Below are 17,841 nucleotides of genomic sequence, written 5' to 3'. Positions count from 1 at the left end.
TTTACAAACAACGGCTTATTTCCAGGAGCACCCAGCCCCCGGAAGTCCAGCGTTAACGCCGCCGACGGCCCGCCTTTGCTATTACAGCTCACACGGACGCCCTCCCGGACCATATTCTCTAATTCTGCCGCCCCGGTTTCCAGCATTCCCGGTTCTCTGTGCCGGCTTCTATAGATACTCATCCATTCGTCGGGCCAATATTTTCTACACTAATATACTATGTGTTTTTTCCCTTTTCGTCAAAAATATTTTTATTCGACAATTCGACAAATTAGTTTTCCACCAAGTAAATATTTTCCTATTATAAATTTTTATGGTTTTTTATACACAATCGGGATGATAAAGCCTTTATTTTTTGAAAATAAGTATATACACATACGTATAAATTGATTTATTTGTGTATATTCAATTGAAATTTTTGTTAAATTTCACAGAAACCATAATTCAAATTCGTTGACGGTATTAGAAAACATTGGTATTGTTAGCGTACAGATAGAAAATGTCGAATTTTGACGAATAAAGCTAAATTTAAGGAGGACCTACCAATGAAATCAACAGGTATCGTACGTAAGGTTGACGAATTAGGGCGCGTAGTTATTCCGATTGAACTCCGCCGCACGCTTGAAATTCAAGAGAAAGACGCTCTTGAAATTTATGTGGATCATGACCGCATTGTATTGAAAAAATACAAACCAAACATGACCTGCCAAGTAACCGGAGAAGTGTCGGATGACAACTTATCCCTTGCTGACGGTAAAATCATTCTTTCCCCTGAAGGCGCTGAAGCAATTATTAAAGATCTTCAGGATTATGTGCAAAACCATAAATCGAACGCTTAAGTTCACGAAAAAGCTTTTCCTTTTGGGGAAAGGCTCTTTTTTATGATTTATTCAGCCCGTGGTAGGCTGCATACACTTCCTGTTTTTTAACATTCCGACGCTGGGCAGTTTTTTTTATCGCTTCCTTGCTTGAGGCCCCTGCTTCCACATACTTCCGGACTTCCTCCTCCATCGGCCCATGCTCCTCTTCTTTGGATTCATCCGACAAAGGCTTTTCTACAATCAATACGCACTCTCCTTTAATGTCTCTGTTCTCAAAAGCAGCCGCTGCTTCAAGCAGGGTGCCCCGAACAAACTCTTCATATTTTTTCGTTAATTCTCTTGCTACGACAGCCGGCACGTCGCCCCATTCTTCATACAGAAAGTGGACTGTCCCGAGGAGGCGGTAGGGTGATTCATACAAAACAATTGGTACGCCTGCCGGAAGCTCGTGCAGAACTGTGCGTATCTCTTTTTTCTTCCGCGGCAGAAACCCATGAAAATAAAAGCCTCCGCCCCCGAGTCCGGAAGCCGTCAGAGCTGGCAGAAGAGCACTTGCACCGGGCAGCGGCACTACCGGTATTCCCTGTGCAATGCATTTTTGCACGAGTTCATCTCCGGGATCAGATACCAGCGGCGTACCTGCATCACTTACTATCGCCACCTGTTTTCCCTCTGTAAGCCACTCCAGAATTTTTTCCTGTTTTTGACGCTTGTTGTGTTCATGATAGCTTTCTAAAGGCGTATCTATCTGATAGTGCTGAGTAAGCTTTTTTGTCTGTCTCGTATCCTCGGCCAAAATATATTCCGCTTCCTGAAGTATACGGACCGCCCGAAAAGTAATATCCTCTAAATTCCCGATCGGTGTTGGCACTAAATAAAGCATGCCAGTATTTTCAGTAGCCTGAAAGCTGAACTGCTGGGTCATCATCATACGCCTCCTTCATTAACCGTTGTTTGTGACTGCGGGGAAGCTGCTTAATACGATATTCCTCCCGCATGGCCTCTCTTTTTGTAGGGAACCTTTGATGATAAACGAGCCGCACGGGGCCCCTCCCCTTCGTATACTTTGCCCCCCGGCCTGCATTGTGGGCTTCCAGCCGCTTTTGCAGATTGTTTGTATAGCCGGTGTACAGGCTCCCGTCCCGACATTGCAGTATATAGACAACATGTTTATTTTGTTCCATAGTACGACCGAAACTCCTCTGTATACTCTCCGTCCGCATTATATACAATAATCGGGGAAAGGCATTCCAAACCGGGCCTCCCTGCTTTCATTCCCTCTACCATTACAATATTTGCCGCCCGCCCTGCCTTGGGATGCACAAACTGTATCCGCTTCGGCTCGATCCGGTATTTCTGGTAGTAGCTAAACAGCTCTGCGAGCCTTTCCGGACGAAGAACTATAGCCACCTTTCCTTTCTGCTTGGCTAAAAATGCAGCGGACCGGACAAATTCCTCCAGGCTTCCGTGCTCCTCGTGACGTGCGTTTGCCAGCTTTTCCTGCTTATTTTTCATTGTCTCCCGGCCGGTATCAAAATAAGGAGGGTTGCACGTCACCAGTGACCACTGATCCCCGTGATACCTGGAACGAATCGTCCGTATGTCTTCCTGCTGAACGGTAATCTGCCCGTCCGCTTCGTTCATCGCCATCGTCCGGGCCGCCATATCACACAGCTCCGGCTGCCTTTCTATACCAGTAACAGGAACGCGGCTCCGCTCTGTTAATAATAGAGGAATAATCCCGTTGCCAGTCCCAAGATCGATAATTTTTCCAATAGTTTTCGGTACAGAGCAAAAGTACGCAAGCAGCACCGAGTCAATGGAAAACGCAAAAGCATTTTCATGCTGAATAATAGGTTTCCTGGAAGGGGTATAGTCGACTCTCTCTCCTGCCTGTAATACCTCTTTCACTGCCTACGCCCCCTGGTTTTGTGTTGATTCACAGTTTTTTTCATATATCCACCTTCTGCTGATTGGCCTCCTGAAAAGCTGCATATCGCCCCTGCTTTCGAAGAAGCTCTCTGTGCGTTCCCTGTTCTGCAATTTCTCCATCATCCATTACGTAGATGATATCTGCTTTTTCAATGGTATTTAAGCGGTGCGCCACTACAAAAGAAGTACGGCCTTTCATTAAACGCCCCAGCGCCTCCTGTATTCTCATCTCTGTTACAGTGTCCACGCTTGACGTTGCTTCATCAAGAATCAGAATTTTCGGGTCGGACAGGACTGCCTTGGCAATGGAAAGCAGCTGCCTCTGCCCGTGACTGAACCCGCTTCCTTCCTTCCCAAGCATCGTCTGATATCCTTCCGGCAGCCGCTCGATAAATGCATGGGCATTTGCCGCTTTTGCCGCTTCTATTACTTCTTTATCCGTGGCCTCCAAATTACCGTAGCGTATGTTTTCCATTACCGTTTTTTCAAACAGAAAATCATCCTGCAGAACTACGCTCATCTGCTTCCGAAGATGTTTAATATTCCATTCGGAAAGAGGTGTCTGGTCCACGTAAATCTCTCCGGCTTCCGCCGTGTAAAAACCGATAATTAAATTCATAACGGTTGTTTTCCCGGAACCGGTAGGGCCTATAAAAGCAGCTGTCTCGCCGGCATTCACATGAAAATCAATGCCGCGGAGCACCTTTTCGCTTTCATAACCAAACGTAACGCCCCGAAACTCTACTTCCCCGGAAACAGTCTTGGCTGTTCCTCTCTCCTCCCGGTGATCCTCCGCCCTTTCGTCCAGAAACGAAAAAATTCTCTCTGCTCCGGCAAGCGCCGCAAACAGAGCATTAAACTGATTCGCCAGGTCGTTCAACGGCCGGGTAAACTGACGGGAATATTCCACGAAAATCACGATCGTGCCAATAGTAACTGCACCGACACCATAATACGCCAAAATGCCTCCGGCTCCTGCCGTAACCGCGAAATTAATATTGTTTAAAAAATTCATCCATTTCGGGATAAAACCCGAATACGTCTGAGCCCAAAACCCTGCATGACGAAGGGTTTCACTTTCCTGTTCAAAGTTTTTCATGACGCGCGGCTCTTTGGAAAATACCTTCACGATCGACTGGCCGGAAATCGTTTCTTCAGCATACCCATTCACTGCCCCAACCGCCTGCTGCTGCTTTTGAAACAACAGTCTGGTTCGCCTGGTAATCCAGCGCAGACCCAAAAACATAACCGGCAGAAACAAAAGCGTAAAAAAGGTGAGAAGCGGGCTGATTACTAACATAATAACGAGAATACCGGTAAACGTTAACAGGCTGGTCATGATCTGCACGACAGAGGTGTTTAAGGTAGTTGATATGTTATCCATATCGTTCGTCATTCTGCTCATGATGGAACCGTCCTGTCGTTTATCAAAAAACGACAGCGGCAGCGTCTGAAGATGAGAAAAAAGATGGTAGCGAAGCTTAAAAACGACCTGCTGGGCAAGAGAAATCATCACATAAGTCTGGATAGTGCTCATAACTCCCCATCCAACGTACACAGCAAACAACAGTAATAGTATCGTTGCAAGCCCTTCGAGCTGCTGCGGCACTAAATACTGGTCAACGATATGACCAAGAAGCAGCGGCCCCGAAAGCATAAAGGCAACAGTAAAAAGCACGCAGACAAAAACAGCCGTCAGGCGCCATTTCTGAACGGACAGATAAGACCAGAGCCGGGCGGTGGTACGTTTCCAGTTCTGTATCTGATCAGCATCCGGGCGGTCGTCTGTCTGGGAAGGATCAATGTCCGGGTGTTTATATTGAAACGGCGAGGTAATCCAGTGCCTTTTCATGTCGCCGCCTCCTTCCCGTATTGTGATTGATACAGCTGTCTGTAGAATGCAGATTCATCATAAAGCTCTTCGTGAGTGCCGAAGCCGATAACTTCCCCGTGCTCAAGAAGCAGCATTTTATCCGCCTTCAGTGCCGTGGAAAGCTTTTGGGTTACTAAAATGGAGGTACACGGATACGCTTCAAGCGCCTTCAGAAATTGTGCTTCCGTTTCCGCATCAAGCGCGCTCGTGCTGTCATCGAGGAGCAGCAGCCCCGGGTTTCTCAGCAATGCCCGGGCAATCGTCACCCGCTGTTTCTGGCCCCCCGAAAGATTTACGCCATTTTGGCCGATCATCGTCTGCTCCTGCTCAGGCAGGGCCCGGATCGTTTCCTCAAGCTGAGCTGTCTCCACCGCTCTGCTTATTTCTTCAGCTCCGGCTTCCTCACGCCCCCACTGAATATTTTCCTGAATTGTTCCCGAAAACAATTTTGCCTCCTGGGGCACGTAGCCAATCTGGGTTCTTAACGAAGCAATGTTAAGATCCCTGGTGTCTGCATCATCAATAAACAGACGGCCGCTGACCGGCTCATACAAACGAAGCATTAACTGGAACAAAGAAGATTTACCAGCCCCGGTCGCCCCGAGAACCGCCATCTGCTCGCCGCGTTTCACGTGAAACGTCACATCATTCAGAGCCGGGACCCGGCTGTCGCTATAAGCAAAAGTCACATTTTCAAACTGGACGTCTATACTTCCTTCTTCTTTTACGTCCTCCTGGCCGGAATTTTCCTTTTCGGCACCTTCGAGCACTTCTTCAATCCGTGAGGCGGAGGTTCTCGCCCGGGCAAGCAGTGTAATCAGCATACCAACCACGCCAAGCGCGCCAGTCATTCTTGCAGCATAGTTCACTACCGCTACCACCTCACCTACCTGGGCCTCGTTGTTCTGCACGGCAGAGCCTCCGATCCAAAGCATGAGCACAATCGCTGCGTTCATTAAAAATAAAAGGATCGGCGAAGTAAGAGCTGTATAGCGAAAAGCTTTGACAGCACTCGCCTGGAGAGCTTCATTCTGCACAAAAAAACGTTTAATTTCATGCTGCTCGCGGCCAAAAACTCGTACAAGCCTTAGGCCGCCAAGGTTTTCCTTCATCACCCTGTTTACGGCATCGATGCGCTTTTGCAAACTGCCGAAATAAATCATTCCTTTTGTCATCAGCCAGGCGAGGATCAACAGTAAAAAAGGAATAAAAATCACCAGTATAAGCGCCATTCTGGCATTTACCACAAAAGCCATGACCGTCGCGCCAATTAGCAAAAGTGGCGAACGAAGCATAAAACGGAGCATCATTACAATCATGTTTTGGACCTGGGTAATATCATTGGTGAGCCTGGTCAGTAACGAGGACTGCGGGAAATCCTGCAGATTCTCCAGGCTCGACTCCTGGACACGCTTATACATTTCATTACGCAGATCAAAGCCGGTGCTGTGCCCGACATGATCTGCGAAAAAACAGTTCAGCACCCCGACACCAAAGCTGAGGAGGGCAAGGCCGGCCATCGCGAGCCCAAGGCTTACGACCAGGCCGATATCATTGTTTGCCAGTCCTTCATCGATCAGCCTCGCAAGAAGAAGCGGCTGAAATAATTCAACCGATAATTCAATCAAAAGCAGAAAAAAAGACAATACCGCTGCTGCTTTATAAGGACGAACGTAGCGTAAAATAGTTTTCATCAAAAGACTCCTTGCACATTTCTGCCCGCGTAAAGAATTATTTATATTTTAGCACACGCCTGCAGCTCATTTCTCTCGATCCAGCACAAAAACCGGCCTTCTCATATGAAAAGGCCGGTGGGCAGCTACACGATATCTAGCGGTTGCTTGGTCTGCGGCTTCGGAAAAGCACGATCCAGCATTTCGACTTCTTCATTTGTCAGTGTAATACTAGCCGCCTCGGCGTTTTCCCGCACATGCTCCGGATTGGACGTCTTCGGAATGCTTAACACCATCCCTGAGTGAATGGTCCAGGCGAGGGCAATCTGCAGCGGATTCATGCCCCGGCGCTCAGCGATTCTCTGCAGGGTCCGGCTTTCCCTAAGCGTACGTCCTCCTCCCTGATCAAGCGGACAGTATGCCATTACCGGCATCCGCTGCTCCTTCATCCAAGGCATCAGATCAAATTCAATCCCCCTTGAGGCCAGGTGATATAACACTTGATTGCAGACAGCATTGTCTCCGTGCTCGAGCGAGAGCAGCTCCTTCATCTCCCGGGTATCGAGGTTGGAAACGCCCCACCGTTTGATTTTTCCATCTGCCTTTAATTTTTCCATGCCCTTCACGGTTTCTTTGAGAGGGATGCTTCCACGCCAGTGGAGTAAATACAAATCCAGCTGTTCCACCCCGAGACGGCTGAGCGATCCTTCGCACGCTTTTTCAAGCTTCTCGCCGCCTGCGTTATTGGGAAGAACCTTGGAAACGAGAAAGGCTTCCTCTCTTCTTCCTTCCAATGCCTCTCCGGCCAACTGCTCTGCTTTACCTCCGCCATACATTTCGGCTGTATCGATCACCGTCATTCCATAATCAAGTCCTGTGCGCAGTGCTTTTATTTCCTGCTCCCTCAGCCCGGCATTGTCTCCCATATGCCATGTGCCCTGACCAAGCGACGGAAGCTCTGTGCCGTCCCGAAGGGTCACCGTACGTGCCTGAACGTGTTCTTTGATGGTTTTTGAAATATCGCTCATTGATGATTCAGCTCTCTCTCCATCTTTATTGTTTTTAACGGCGTCTCCATGAACAATTCTGTGAAGCGCTCCGTTTCCCGGAAGCCCTGCTTTTCGTAAAAAGCTTCAGCCCGTGTGTTTCCCTCTTCCACATACACTGTCATCGTTTTCTTTTCAGCAGAAATATATTCCATCCCGGCGTCGAACAGCCTTTGTCCCCAGCCGGCGCGCTGATAACCGGGCAGCACGTAAAGAGCTACGAGCTCTGCTTCCTCCTGCTGGAGCAAGTTAATATAGCCTATCAGAACGCTTTCGGTAACCGCGGCTAAAAATATGGACTCTCCGCGCTTAACATCAAACATTTTTTTCGAGTAAGCAGCGTCAATGAACGCCTCTCTTGCCCGGGCCGGTATTAAATTTTTATACGTATGCTCCCACGTGACCTCAGCCACCCGGCGCACCGCTTCATAGTCTTCCTCTCGTACAGGTCTGATCATTGCATGCCCTCCCCGCTGAAAATGCATCACTTTGTATTCTGAAGATATAAACGAAACCGCTTGTCTTTGCAGACAGGCGGTTCCAGATTGCTTGTTCCTTATTTTTGATTTAAAAACGAGAGGCAGAATAAACAGTCTCCGTCCGTCCGCAGGCTGCCGTAATGCATATTACAAATGTGGAAGCCTTCATGGTACAGGCGGGCAAGGTTGTCATAGCCCTCCCCCATACTGCTCGTCTGAATGCGGCTCGGGCCCGGCTGGGACGTCCCTCCGGCTAATTCCTTTTCCTGAATCTCCTCACCGCTGTCTTCCACCCGCTGACGCAGATGCTGATTTTCAAGTACGAGTGCCTGGTTCTCTTCAATTAGCATCGCCAGCTGTTCTTTGAGCTCTCCCAGTTCATCATGGAGCCTTCCGATCCGCTCTTCCATATGAATCACCTGGGAGAAGATTTCTTTTTTATCCACTCGCACCCCCACCTTCTCCGTCCGTTTAACTGTTATCCTGCAATGAAGCCTTCATCAAGCAGCTCGTCCAGCGAAAATTCCAATACTCTCTCTTCTTCTGCGTAGTTCACCTGTACGAGACGTTCTAAAATATTGATACCGGCTACCTTTCCTTTGCCTTCCGGGGTATTAATATGCTCGCCAACGTCCGGCATTTCACGCTTGGCTGTTTCATAATGATCGTTTTCATATTTCAGACAGCACATAAGTCTGCCGCACAGGCCGGAAATCTTTGCCGGATTTAAGGAAAGATTCTGATCCTTTGCCATCTTGATGGAAACCGGCTCAAAATCCCCGAGAAACGTCGAACAGCAAAGCATTCTTCCGCACGGGCCGATGCCGCCGAGCATTTTGGCTTCGTCCCGCACACCGATCTGCCGGAGTTCAATCCTCGTACGAAACTGGGAAGCTAAATCCTTCACCAGCTGACGGAAATCCACCCGTCCCTCCGCCGTGAAATAAAACAAAATTTTATTCCGGTCAAAGGTGTATTCCACGTTCACCAGATTCATATCCAGCTGGTGCGTCGTGACTTTTTCGCAGCCGAGATCATATGCTTCCTGCTCAAGCTTTTTATTTTCTCTCACAGCGGCATGATCATCCTCATCGGCAAGCCTCATCACTTTTTTAAGCGGCAGTACGACGTCGTCGCCGCTGACCTGCTTATTTTCAAGCACTACTTTCCCGTACTCAATTCCTCTGGCCGTTTCTACTATGACCCAGCTTTCTACCTTTGCGTCATGGCCGTTCGGGGAAAAGTAATAAATCTTTCCCGCCTTTTTAAACCGGACGCCTACTACATCATGCAATGTCATGATCCCTCCTGTAACTGGATCAGCAGCTGTTCCATCAGAAGCTGCGCATTCGCGTTAGCCCGGAGCCGGCGCTTTGCTTCTAAAATTGCCTGCAGTCGGGCAACGACCTCCATCTCTGTAAAACGAAGGGCTACTCGTTCCAACGTCGCTTTTTGATCGAAGTATGTGATGTCATCCGAACCGTATGTGATCGACAGGAGGTCGCGATACCAAAAAAGCAGCATATCTAAGCCGATGTCCAGTTCTTCTCTATCTGAAAAATGTACAAGCCATTTATCCTGCAGTGTCAATAATGCACTGTGAAGGCGCTGATGCACCTCTTCCGTTAATTGTATCACTAGATTTCGACCCTGTACAATCCACTCAGCCTGCGCTGCGTCGTTTTCACGCTCAGGGACATGAGGCAGTTTTGCAAGCAGGCCGGCCGCAATTTCCCCTGTGCCTTCCCTTTCCTGAAACAAATGTCGGCGACGCTCCACGGAGGGAGGAGAAAACGCAACCTTTTGAGCACGGGACTGAATCGTGTCCAGCAGAAAATGAGCATTCTCCGTTAATAAGATGGCGAGCGTCGGGCTTTCCGGTTCTTCGAGAAACTTCAGCAGGCTGTTGGCTGCACTGGCCGTCATACGGTCAGCGGCTTCGATAATATAAATTTTTAACCGGGCTTCCATTCCTTTGTAGGTGAATTCTTTTTGAAGCATCTCTACCTGTGCTTTTTTGATCGAAGCGCCTTCCGGCTGTAAAAACATTACTTCCGGATGGTTCCCGTGCGTGATCCTTCGGCACTCCCGGCATTCTCCGCACGGCGCCGGGCCGCTTTTTTCTACGCAAAAAAAGCGCTGTGCCATCAGAAGCGCTGTTTCACGCTTGCCGGCACCCGCTTTTCCTTCAAATATATAAGCATGGGCCACGCGGTCTTTGTTCATGCTTCTTTCCAACAGCGACATTACTGTAGGCTGTTCTTTCTGCATGGCTTCCCAACTCATGTTAATCTCTCCGTCTTTAATATTTTTCAAACTCTTCCACGTTTAATTGAAAAACGGTCGCCCCACCGACCTGCACTTCCACAGGGTAGGGAACGTAGGAATCCGCATTTCCGCCCATAGGCGAAACAGGAGCAACGAGCTGTTCCCGGGTTTTGCAGTTTTCCTGGATGACCATTTTTACGTCATCCACCTGCTCATCTTCCACACCGATTAAAAACGTAGTGCTTCCGGCTTTCAAAAACCCGCCAGTACTCGCGAGCCTGGTCGCCTGAAAATTTGCTTCCACCAGCGCATTAGACAACCGGTTACTATCTTTATCCTGCACCACAGCCACTAACAGCTTCATGCTCCGTACCTCCTATTTCGTCCAAATCCACAATATTTATTATTTTTATTTTACTGTATATACAGTAAAAAGTGAAGCACACCAGCGAAACAGCCATTTTTTGAATGCTGAATTCAATACTTAAGCCTAAGACCTTTTGATCAATATTTGGGAATAAACACACTGTAATTGAAGCTGACAGCAAAATGTGGAATACTTCAAGTAACAGTTTCCTATTTATGACATTACCGAACCATCAGATTAACGAAGAAAGGAAGTTGGACTCATGCGCTTTCCCCGCTGGCTGATCCGGGCTGTACTTATTACCGCTGTTTTATTAATAAGTTCCACAGCTATTGGCTATTCCAAGGCAGAAGACCCTTACCGGTCCTTTGACGGAATGGGAAGCAGCTTGTCTGTCGGTCCTTCTGATGAAAAATTGGCGTTCACCTATATCACGGACGGCCAGGAGAAAATATATACCTCAACCACTGATGGCAAAAACCCTGAGCCGCTCACTGACCTGAAGCAGCCACAATTTTCTCCTTCTTTCCATCCACACTCACCGGAGGATATTCTATTTTTATCGGAACAAAATGATTCCATTCGTTCTATTTATACAGCCGAGACAGAAAGCAGCCACCATGAACGGTTAACCGGCAGTGAACTTCATGTACGTGATGCTGCCTACTCGCCGGATGGCCAGCTCATTTACTTTTTAGGGATGCCAGCCGACGCCTGGAAATCCGCAGACCGGAGCACAGAGGAAGGCTTTAGCATCTATTCCATGCCTGCCGGCGGGGGAGCTTACAAAAAAATCACCAGTGAAAGCAAATATTTAATGGGAAACATCTCTCCGGACGCTACGGGCAATATGCTTCTGTATACTTATACCGAAGGCCCCGATGATGAAATGCATGTAGGAATGAAAACCCTGAACAATAAAGTATATGAGGAGCATATCGAATTTGCGAACAGCCTTCCCGGGGGGCTGTACAATCCGACAGCTTCACCGTCAGAAAGCCTCTATGCCTATACAACCAACGTCGCTTCCAGCCAGGAGTCCAGCTACGAGTACGATCTGTTTTTATATGATCTTGAAGATATGCAGGCCAAAAGATTAACCGACCATGAAAATAATATTGATTCTCCTTCTTTTTTTCATCAGTCAGATGATATTGCCTACATGCACCAGAAAAACTGGCCGGAGGAGCCCGCGGAGTATGAAATGCGTATTGTAAACAGCGAATCCGGGACCGATGAAGTAGTTCCGGTTAATATGAACCAGGCCGGGGGTTCGCTGCTCTCTGCAGGCCTCGGGGCAGCCCAGAAAGCAGTCAACGTATATGTAATTGGCTTTTTCTACACGCTGTTTGGCGGCTGGTTTATTATTGCTGCCTATAAAAAATACCGCCCGTTTCTGGTCGGAGCGGTAAGCACTGCTGTTGCCCTGGGGCTGTGGGGCTTCTGCCATTTTGGAGAGACCTCCTATCCATGGCTCGCTGCCATCTGCTCCGGACTTGTAGTCCCGCTCTTTGTCTGCACGGGTGTTTTATTTCTGTTCGCCGGTATTCAATCGTACCGGCTGGCCATACGCGAGTATAGAGCTTCCTCCCAGTAAAAAAGCAGCCAGGGGCGGGCCCCTGCTGCTTTTTCTATGCTTGTTTACGGTTTTTCCATTTAGCGTACAGGTCGACCACCGTGTCTCCAATGTCACGTATTTGCGCCACCTGTTCATTTTCTTTCGTACGCTTTTGATTTTCATAAAGCGTTTCGGTAGCTACAGCGCGCGTCGCTATATGGTATTTTCCTACAGCTTCTTTGGACCCCTTGAGCGTATTCGTAAGCTCCTGGATCGTCTCCATATCCCGATTGACGGAATCGTTAATAACCTCCAGGCGCTGGGTCAGTGTTTCCGACTCATTAATCAGGCCGTCTGTTTTCTTTTGAATCCGCTCCATTGTTTCATTGATGGTTTTCATCTGGGAAGATGCTGCTTTAACAGCCTGAACAACACCGATAACTAACCAGATAAGTGCCAAAACAATGATAGCGATACTCACATACAAAATAGCAATCATCTGTCCGGCTCCTTCCTTACTGCAATATTTTCCTAAATGCCTTTTCCCGTTTTTATTTTATTGTATGTACTGAATTTGTATTTTTGCTCAACTTTTTACGTTCAGGTAAACCTTTACCTTTTCTTTGCATTCTTTAATTACTTCTTCAAGCGGCTGTCCGGCATCGATTTTTTTAATACGGGCCGGGTATTTCTCCGCGAGCGCCATATACGCTTCATGTACCCTTGTATGAAAACGCGCTGCTTCATTATCCAGGCGATTCCATTCCCTTTCTTCGGCCCGCTGAATCCTTGCTATCCCTTCCTCAGGATCTACATCGAGCAACAGCGTAAGATCAGGCATACGTCCTTCGATCGCAAATTCATTTACAGCTGCCACTTCATCTATGCCAAGACCCCTGGCTGCCCCCTGATAGGCGAGGCTGCTGTCCACAAAACGATCGCAGAGCACCACAGCCCCTTCGGCCAGAGCCGGGAAAACCCGTTCCACCAGGTGTTGGCGTCTTGCTGCGGCGTATAGAAGTGCCTCTGTGCGCGCATCCATCTCTGAATATTCCGGCTCAAGCACCAGACTCCGGATTTTTTCAGCAATCGGAATACCGCCGGGCTCCCGCGTTTTTAACACCTTGAATCCATCTTCCTCCAGCCACCTTTCGAGCGCTGTAATAACCGTAGACTTGCCGGATCCTTCTCCCCCTTCCAACGTAATGAACTTGCCTTTATTCGTGTCCTGCATATGACTCTATCCTTTCTTCCTGTGTTTCACTTTTACAAAAAAGCGGTTATCTTTTTGACTGCCACCCTGCAGACGTCCCCCGTTCTGCAGAAGGTCGAGGGCATAGCGAATTCTTCCGGCATCCACGTCTTCTCCTTCAAGCCAGAGAGGGATTCCCGGGGGATAGGGCACCAGCGGCGCTGCTGCAGTTCTTCCCTCGGCGCTTTCAAGCAGTATCCACTCTTCCCCGCCAGGCTCTTCATCCCAGGCGCCCTCGGAGAGACGGGGAAACAATTCAAACATGGAAAAGGACGGGGCCCTGTTCACATGCCGGGGCTCAAGCCCTTCCCATACTCTCTTGACTGCATTTAAAGGAATGTTGATATTTTCACTGGTCAGAGGCAGAGTCCACAGCAGGTAGCTGCTGCCGGCAAGCTCCGAATAGATGTGCTCCTGTTCGAGGGCTTCCTGCACCTCCCATCCTGTATATCCTTCAGGTACCGGCACCATCCATTTTAACGGATCCGCAGCCACGTGCTCCGGCGGCTGTATCAGCCTGCTGCCTATGACTGATTCAAGCTGCCGCTTTTGGGCGGAAAGCTGTTCGGGCCTCCACCCCTCATGCTGCATTGTATGTACGTAATGACGGGCAGCATCGAGCGAAGCGAGCAGCAGATATGAAGGACTGCTCGACTGCAGCATCCCCAGATAATAGGATAGACGTTCACGGGAAACCCGGGAGCCGGACACATGCAGATACGCACTCATCGTGAGGGCCGGGAGCATTTTATGCGCGGACTGCACAACCACATCCGCCCCCTGCGCGAGAGCCTCCTTCGGAAGCAGCGGGCTTGCTGCAAAATGGGCTCCGTGGGCTTCATCCACCAGCAATACTCCTTCATGCCCGTGCACGAACTCTGCAAGAGACGATATATCACTGCTCCACCCTTCATACGAAGGAGAAGTGATGATCACCCCTTTTAACGAGGGGTAATGGCTCCACGCGTCCGCCAGTATTTCCCGGGAAATACCGATGGAAAGCTGCGTATATTCATCGATTTCCGGCCGTGCAAATACAGCCCGGACACGGGCAAGCTTCAACGCATTCATCACTGATTTGTGTGCATCGCGCTGCACGAGCACCTGGTCTCCCGGAGAAAAGGCGGCCAGCACCATCGCAAGGTTTCCCGTCGTAGAGCCGTTAATTAAAAACCACGTTTTCCCGGCCCCAAACACCTCCGCCGCTAAATGTTCGGCTTCTGCAATACCTTCTTCAGGCTGATGAAGATCGTCGAGCCCGGTAATTTCTGTCAGGTCGTAAGGAAATATGTTTTTCCATTCCTCCAGCGACGCCGGGAAAACGGTGCCGTTTTTATGCCCGGGCACGTGAAAGGCTACCGGCCGGCCGGCCATATGCTGCTGCACCATTCGGACAATAGGCTGCTCCTGTTGGCAAACCATGACAATCACGCTCCCTTTTCAACTGTCTTGTTTATCTTAACATGAAAAATTTGGCTGTTCTTTCTCTTTTTTCACTCGTGCTATACTATTCAATGATTGAGATATTAAAGGAGAGATGCCTGATGAAAAGCATTGCTGTATTTTGCGGCTCCCGCCTTGGAAGCGACCCCGTATATAAAGATTCAGCGGCAGCTCTTGGCAGAGAGATAGCATCCTCCGGGCGCACACTGGTTTACGGCGGATCCAATGTAGGAACGATGGGCCGCCTCGCAGATGCTGCGCTCGAGGCCGGCGGTGAAGTTATAGGGGTTATACCGGATAAACTCGTGGAACGGGAGATTGCCCATCCCTCCTTGAGTAAGCTTTATAAAGTATCTACAATGCATGAGCGAAAAGCCAAAATGGCCGAACTGGCCGATGGATTCATAGCGCTGCCGGGCGGGCCCGGGACCCTCGAAGAGTTTTTTGAAATGTTTACATGGGCCCAGATCGGCGTGCATCAAAAACCGTGTGCGCTTTTAAACATTAACCACTATTATGATCACCTGCTTCAATTTTTCAACCATATGGAACAAGAGCATTTTCTCCCTGCCGACCACCGCGATAAAATTATCGTTTCTGACACCCCGGAAGACCTTCTTCAGCAGCTCAGCGAAAATCCGGAGCTCGAAAAGAAGTCCTACGAGTAACAGGCATAAAGCTGTGCCTGTGCTCTTTTTTTATTCATTATTACTCCAGCCGGATTAACGCTTTGCGGAGCTTCTTGTTTTTCGTTATGATAATAATAATTAAACAAACTATGCGGAGGAACCTATGCGAAAAAAAGTGTTTATACATATCGGTTTTCATAAGACAGCCACTACGTTTTTACAGCAGAATGTGTACCCCAAATTAAAACAGGAAATCAAATACATACGAAAAAAGCGCATCGACCAGGAGCTGTATGATTTACGGCTGAAACGGCTGAGTGATGAAAATATTTATACCATTCGCACAAATATTGAAGCATTTATGCATCCGGACAAGCCGGTGCTTATTTCCTATGAAGGCCTCTCCGGGAGTCCATTTTCCCAAAAAAAATCAAAAAACAATCTAAGGGTGCTTGAAGACCTCCGCCGTACGTTTCCGGCAGATACGTATGATACCCATATTATCGTCGGGGTGCGGGATCAGATTGACCTGCTGACCTCCCTTTACGTTCAATATCTCCATCAGGGCGGTTACAAGAGCGCCAAAGCTTTGTTTAAGGACTGGGAGGACCACGGTATTCTGGACCACTATCACTATTACCGCTATCTCCAAAAAATAGAAGAGCTTTTCGGACCGGATAACTATTACCTGCTGCAGTATGAAAACTTTCGCAATGATGAATACGGTCAAATTTTGCAGCTGCTTCAGTATATGGGCATCGACCGTGTTCCAAAATACAACCGCTCAAAGCTGAACCGCAGCTACGGAGTCATGCAGGCAGTAATCGCCCGCAAGTTGAATTATTTTGTTAAAACACCGCTGAATCCAAACGGTAAAATTCCCGTTGTCGACATTCCGAAGATTGGTATTGTATCTCCGCGGCGGCTGCTGCAGAACAACGCGAGCTTTGCCCTTCATTATAAAAGGTACTCGCTCCCTGTGAACCTTCAAAAGGTGCTGCAGCTGAAATACCAGAAGGACAATGAAAAGCTTGCCGAAGCCTATCACATTAAAGATTATTCCAAAAGCTAACCGAAGAGCCCCGGCTCTTCGGTTATTTTTCAATCAGTGCGAGCGTGTAGAGACTCCTGCTCCCAGGTTCATAAAGATTCACCGTATCTGTGGAATACTGCAGAATCTCCGCCCGAAATGGTTCTGCTCCCCCCACCTGCACATTAAAGTCATTTTCGTACAACAATACCGTCACATCGTGATAGTCCTCATGAGTAACCTGAAACGTAAATGCAACGATCCGTTTTCCTTCTTCCGTACGATCGTTTCTTAACAACGCCTCTTCCTGAAACGCATGGCTATTAATATAAATCATTGTTTTCCTCCTTTTGTTCTCTGCTTTATTCTGCCTTATAAAAACTCCCGTTACAATAATTATGTCCAGTTCTTATCCCGGCAGTTTAAGCCTGCTCTCCTGGTGGTACGGTAAGGAAAGGCTTTGTATAAGTACTTATCGCCAAGCTTTAAAGAGAGGGGTAAAACATATGAACACCATCAAATCCTATGCCAAAGAGCTCATGGGCGAGTTTAAAAAGGACGATGTCCCGTTACTTGCTGCCGCCCAATCCTACTATTACCTGCTTTCCATTTTTCCAATGATGATTTTAATACTTACTATTCTTCCGTTTCTTAATATTGATTCCCAGGCCGTCGTTACGCTTGTGCAGAATACCTCCCCGAGCGGCATGACTTCTGTGCTTGAGGAAAATATTCTGAGCATCGTGGAAACCCCGCGGGGCGGACTTTTCACTATCGGTCTGATCGGTGCGTTATGGTCCGCTTCAAATGGGATCAACGCCTTCATTAACGCCTCCAACACGGCATACGACATCGAAGAAACGCGCTCCTTCATTAAAGTCCGGGGCATTTCCATTGCACTGACGCTTGGCATGATTATTGCGCTTGCTGCCGCTCTTATTCTCCCTATATTCGGCAACCTGATCATTGATTTTATCAATTCCGTCGTCAGCCTCCCGCCGCAAACCGAGCTGCTGTTTCAAATTCTCCGGTGGCTCGTCGCTCTGACTATAATGTCTGCTGTTCTTCTCGTACTTTATCGTTTTGCTCCAAACAAAACATTGAAATGGAAGGAGATTCTGCCGGGCGCTATCACAGCCGCGGTGCTGTGGCAGCTGATATCTCTCGCTTTTTCCTTTTATGTCAGCAACTTCGGCAACTACTCTGCCACCTACGGAAGCCTTGGTGGCATTATTATTCTGATGCTTTGGTTTTTCCTGACCGGTATGATTTTAATGATCGGTGCTGAACTGAACGTTATTTATCACCGCCGGCGCGGGAAATCCTCCACCACATCCGCTTCCACGGAAGAAACGTGAGCCATGCTGTCCAGGAGCAGTCCGTTTTTTCTTATCTTAGATTGTCAATTTAAGCGCAACACTTCTTTTTGAAACACATCGTCCGTGGTCTTCCCATGTAAACATTTTCTGG

Annotated in this window: 20 protein-coding genes; 5 read left to right on the top strand and 15 right to left on the bottom strand. The window is 48.3% G+C overall.

Going from position 1 to position 17,841, the window contains the following annotated elements; translation table 11 throughout:
• Positions 1 to 545: 545 nt before the first annotated feature.
• Positions 546 to 839 (top strand): AbrB/MazE/SpoVT family DNA-binding domain-containing protein, encoded by a 294-nt coding sequence (locus ACTTK7_RS11740; RefSeq protein WP_022792877.1) that lies wholly within the window; start codon positions 546 to 548, stop codon positions 837 to 839.
• 40 nt (positions 840 to 879) lie between these two features.
• Here the strand turns inward: ACTTK7_RS11740 and rsmI are convergent, their stop codons facing one another.
• The 11 genes from rsmI to ACTTK7_RS11685 form a co-directional block, all read right to left on the bottom strand.
• Positions 880 to 1,746, bottom strand: a complete 867-nt coding sequence (gene rsmI / locus ACTTK7_RS11735; RefSeq protein ID WP_462868299.1) for a 16S rRNA (cytidine(1402)-2'-O)-methyltransferase — start codon at positions 1,744 to 1,746, stop codon at positions 880 to 882.
• A complete protein-coding gene (locus tag ACTTK7_RS11730; protein WP_462868273.1) occupies positions 1,715 to 2,005 on the bottom strand; it encodes a GIY-YIG nuclease family protein in 291 nt (96 codons plus the stop codon). The genes rsmI and ACTTK7_RS11730 overlap by 32 nt, the downstream gene beginning before the upstream one ends.
• On the bottom strand, positions 1,992 to 2,732 hold the full coding sequence (locus tag ACTTK7_RS11725) for a tRNA1(Val) (adenine(37)-N6)-methyltransferase (RefSeq protein ID WP_462868272.1): 741 nt from the start codon (positions 2,730 to 2,732) through the stop codon (positions 1,992 to 1,994). Before ACTTK7_RS11725 ends, ACTTK7_RS11730 begins: the two co-directional genes overlap by 14 nt.
• Before the next feature lie 40 nt (positions 2,733 to 2,772).
• On the bottom strand, positions 2,773 to 4,605 hold the full coding sequence (locus ACTTK7_RS11720) for an ABC transporter ATP-binding protein (protein WP_462868271.1): 1,833 nt from the start codon (positions 4,603 to 4,605) through the stop codon (positions 2,773 to 2,775).
• Positions 4,602 to 6,320, bottom strand: coding sequence for an ABC transporter ATP-binding protein (locus tag ACTTK7_RS11715; protein ID WP_462868270.1), 1,719 nt, complete (start codon positions 6,318 to 6,320; stop codon positions 4,602 to 4,604). Before ACTTK7_RS11715 ends, ACTTK7_RS11720 begins: the two co-directional genes overlap by 4 nt.
• A gap of 125 nt (positions 6,321 to 6,445) precedes the next feature.
• Positions 6,446 to 7,327: an aldo/keto reductase gene (locus tag ACTTK7_RS11710; RefSeq protein WP_462868269.1), complete on the bottom strand. Its 882-nt coding sequence runs from the start codon at positions 7,325 to 7,327 to the stop codon at positions 6,446 to 6,448.
• On the bottom strand, positions 7,324 to 7,803 hold the full coding sequence (locus tag ACTTK7_RS11705; RefSeq protein ID WP_462868268.1) for a GNAT family N-acetyltransferase: 480 nt from the start codon (positions 7,801 to 7,803) through the stop codon (positions 7,324 to 7,326). Before ACTTK7_RS11705 ends, ACTTK7_RS11710 begins: the two co-directional genes overlap by 4 nt.
• 98 nt (positions 7,804 to 7,901) lie before the next feature.
• Positions 7,902 to 8,270 (bottom strand): DNA replication initiation control protein YabA, encoded by a 369-nt coding sequence (yabA, locus tag ACTTK7_RS11700; RefSeq protein ID WP_462868267.1) that lies wholly within the window; start codon positions 8,268 to 8,270, stop codon positions 7,902 to 7,904.
• A gap of 32 nt (positions 8,271 to 8,302) precedes the next feature.
• Entirely contained in the window at positions 8,303 to 9,118 is an 816-nt protein-coding gene (locus tag ACTTK7_RS11695) for a PSP1 domain-containing protein (RefSeq protein ID WP_462868266.1), read from the bottom strand.
• A 2-nt stretch (positions 9,119 to 9,120) separates the two neighbouring features.
• On the bottom strand, positions 9,121 to 10,110 hold the full coding sequence (holB, locus tag ACTTK7_RS11690) for a DNA polymerase III subunit delta' (protein WP_462868265.1): 990 nt from the start codon (positions 10,108 to 10,110) through the stop codon (positions 9,121 to 9,123).
• Between the two features lie 16 nt (positions 10,111 to 10,126).
• The gene (locus ACTTK7_RS11685) at positions 10,127 to 10,456 is read right to left on the bottom strand and encodes a cyclic-di-AMP receptor (RefSeq protein ID WP_462868264.1); all 330 of its coding nucleotides are present in this window, start codon (positions 10,454 to 10,456) and stop codon (positions 10,127 to 10,129) included.
• A gap of 265 nt (positions 10,457 to 10,721) precedes the next feature.
• Between ACTTK7_RS11685 and ACTTK7_RS11680 the strand changes: the two genes are divergently transcribed.
• On the top strand, positions 10,722 to 12,056 hold the full coding sequence (locus tag ACTTK7_RS11680; RefSeq protein WP_462868263.1) for a TolB family protein: 1,335 nt from the start codon (positions 10,722 to 10,724) through the stop codon (positions 12,054 to 12,056).
• A 34-nt stretch (positions 12,057 to 12,090) separates the two neighbouring features.
• Here the strand turns inward: ACTTK7_RS11680 and ACTTK7_RS11675 are convergent, their stop codons facing one another.
• From ACTTK7_RS11675 to ACTTK7_RS11665, 3 genes are all read right to left on the bottom strand, one after another.
• Entirely contained in the window at positions 12,091 to 12,516 is a 426-nt protein-coding gene (locus ACTTK7_RS11675) for a DUF948 domain-containing protein (protein WP_462868262.1), read from the bottom strand.
• An 87-nt stretch (positions 12,517 to 12,603) separates the two neighbouring features.
• The gene (tmk, locus tag ACTTK7_RS11670) at positions 12,604 to 13,251 is read right to left on the bottom strand and encodes a dTMP kinase (RefSeq protein ID WP_462868261.1); all 648 of its coding nucleotides are present in this window, start codon (positions 13,249 to 13,251) and stop codon (positions 12,604 to 12,606) included.
• A gap of 6 nt (positions 13,252 to 13,257) precedes the next feature.
• Positions 13,258 to 14,691: an aminotransferase class I/II-fold pyridoxal phosphate-dependent enzyme gene (locus ACTTK7_RS11665; RefSeq protein ID WP_462868260.1), complete on the bottom strand. Its 1,434-nt coding sequence runs from the start codon at positions 14,689 to 14,691 to the stop codon at positions 13,258 to 13,260.
• A gap of 122 nt (positions 14,692 to 14,813) precedes the next feature.
• Between ACTTK7_RS11665 and ACTTK7_RS11660 the strand changes: the two genes are divergently transcribed.
• Both ACTTK7_RS11660 and ACTTK7_RS11655 read left to right on the top strand, forming a co-directional pair.
• Entirely contained in the window at positions 14,814 to 15,380 is a 567-nt protein-coding gene (locus tag ACTTK7_RS11660; RefSeq protein WP_462868259.1) for an LOG family protein, read from the top strand.
• 124 nt (positions 15,381 to 15,504) lie between these two features.
• Positions 15,505 to 16,413 (top strand): sulfotransferase, encoded by a 909-nt coding sequence (locus ACTTK7_RS11655; protein WP_462868258.1) that lies wholly within the window; start codon positions 15,505 to 15,507, stop codon positions 16,411 to 16,413.
• Between the two features lie 22 nt (positions 16,414 to 16,435).
• On the opposite strand, the gene ACTTK7_RS11650 is transcribed toward ACTTK7_RS11655, so the two are convergent.
• Positions 16,436 to 16,708: a DUF3219 family protein gene (locus ACTTK7_RS11650; RefSeq protein WP_462868257.1), complete on the bottom strand. Its 273-nt coding sequence runs from the start codon at positions 16,706 to 16,708 to the stop codon at positions 16,436 to 16,438.
• 169 nt (positions 16,709 to 16,877) lie between these two features.
• Between ACTTK7_RS11650 and ACTTK7_RS11645 the strand changes: the two genes are divergently transcribed.
• Positions 16,878 to 17,729 carry a YihY/virulence factor BrkB family protein gene (locus ACTTK7_RS11645; RefSeq protein WP_462868256.1) on the top strand — a complete coding sequence of 284 codons (852 nt, stop codon included), beginning with the start codon at positions 16,878 to 16,880 and terminating at the stop codon, positions 17,727 to 17,729.
• The last annotated feature ends 112 nt before the right edge of the window (positions 17,730 to 17,841 follow it).

This window comes from Marinococcus tarijensis, from assembly GCF_054971385.1.
The sequence above is the reverse complement of the archived record's forward strand: the minus strand, read 5'-3'. Positions and strand labels throughout refer to the sequence as shown.

Bases quoted from the DNA above. Each gene is read 5' to 3' on its own strand.
- ACTTK7_RS11650 (WP_462868257.1), bottom strand. From the start codon at position 16,708: ATGATTTATATTAATAGCCATGCGTTTCAGGAAGAGGCGTTGTTAAGA.
- ACTTK7_RS11730 (WP_462868273.1), bottom strand. From the start codon at position 2,005: ATGGAACAAAATAAACATGTTGTCTATATACTGCAATGTCGGGACGGG.
- ACTTK7_RS11705 (WP_462868268.1), bottom strand. From the start codon at position 7,803: ATGATCAGACCTGTACGAGAGGAAGACTATGAAGCGGTGCGCCGGGTG.
- ACTTK7_RS11685 (WP_462868264.1), bottom strand. From the start codon at position 10,456: ATGAAGCTGTTAGTGGCTGTGGTGCAGGATAAAGATAGTAACCGGTTG.
- tmk (WP_462868261.1), bottom strand. From the start codon at position 13,251: ATGCAGGACACGAATAAAGGCAAGTTCATTACGTTGGAAGGGGGAGAA.
- ACTTK7_RS11715 (WP_462868270.1), bottom strand. From the start codon at position 6,320: ATGAAAACTATTTTACGCTACGTTCGTCCTTATAAAGCAGCAGCGGTA.
- ACTTK7_RS11665 (WP_462868260.1), bottom strand. From the start codon at position 14,691: ATGGTTTGCCAACAGGAGCAGCCTATTGTCCGAATGGTGCAGCAGCAT.
- ACTTK7_RS11660 (WP_462868259.1), top strand. From the start codon at position 14,814: ATGAAAAGCATTGCTGTATTTTGCGGCTCCCGCCTTGGAAGCGACCCC.
- holB (WP_462868265.1), bottom strand. From the start codon at position 10,110: ATGAGTTGGGAAGCCATGCAGAAAGAACAGCCTACAGTAATGTCGCTG.
- rsmI (WP_462868299.1), bottom strand. From the start codon at position 1,746: ATGACCCAGCAGTTCAGCTTTCAGGCTACTGAAAATACTGGCATGCTT.
- ACTTK7_RS11645 (WP_462868256.1), top strand. From the start codon at position 16,878: ATGAACACCATCAAATCCTATGCCAAAGAGCTCATGGGCGAGTTTAAA.
- ACTTK7_RS11740 (WP_022792877.1), top strand. From the start codon at position 546: ATGAAATCAACAGGTATCGTACGTAAGGTTGACGAATTAGGGCGCGTA.
- ACTTK7_RS11655 (WP_462868258.1), top strand. From the start codon at position 15,505: ATGCGAAAAAAAGTGTTTATACATATCGGTTTTCATAAGACAGCCACT.
- ACTTK7_RS11710 (WP_462868269.1), bottom strand. From the start codon at position 7,327: ATGAGCGATATTTCAAAAACCATCAAAGAACACGTTCAGGCACGTACG.
- ACTTK7_RS11720 (WP_462868271.1), bottom strand. From the start codon at position 4,605: ATGAAAAGGCACTGGATTACCTCGCCGTTTCAATATAAACACCCGGAC.
- ACTTK7_RS11680 (WP_462868263.1), top strand. From the start codon at position 10,722: ATGCGCTTTCCCCGCTGGCTGATCCGGGCTGTACTTATTACCGCTGTT.
- ACTTK7_RS11675 (WP_462868262.1), bottom strand. From the start codon at position 12,516: ATGATTGCTATTTTGTATGTGAGTATCGCTATCATTGTTTTGGCACTT.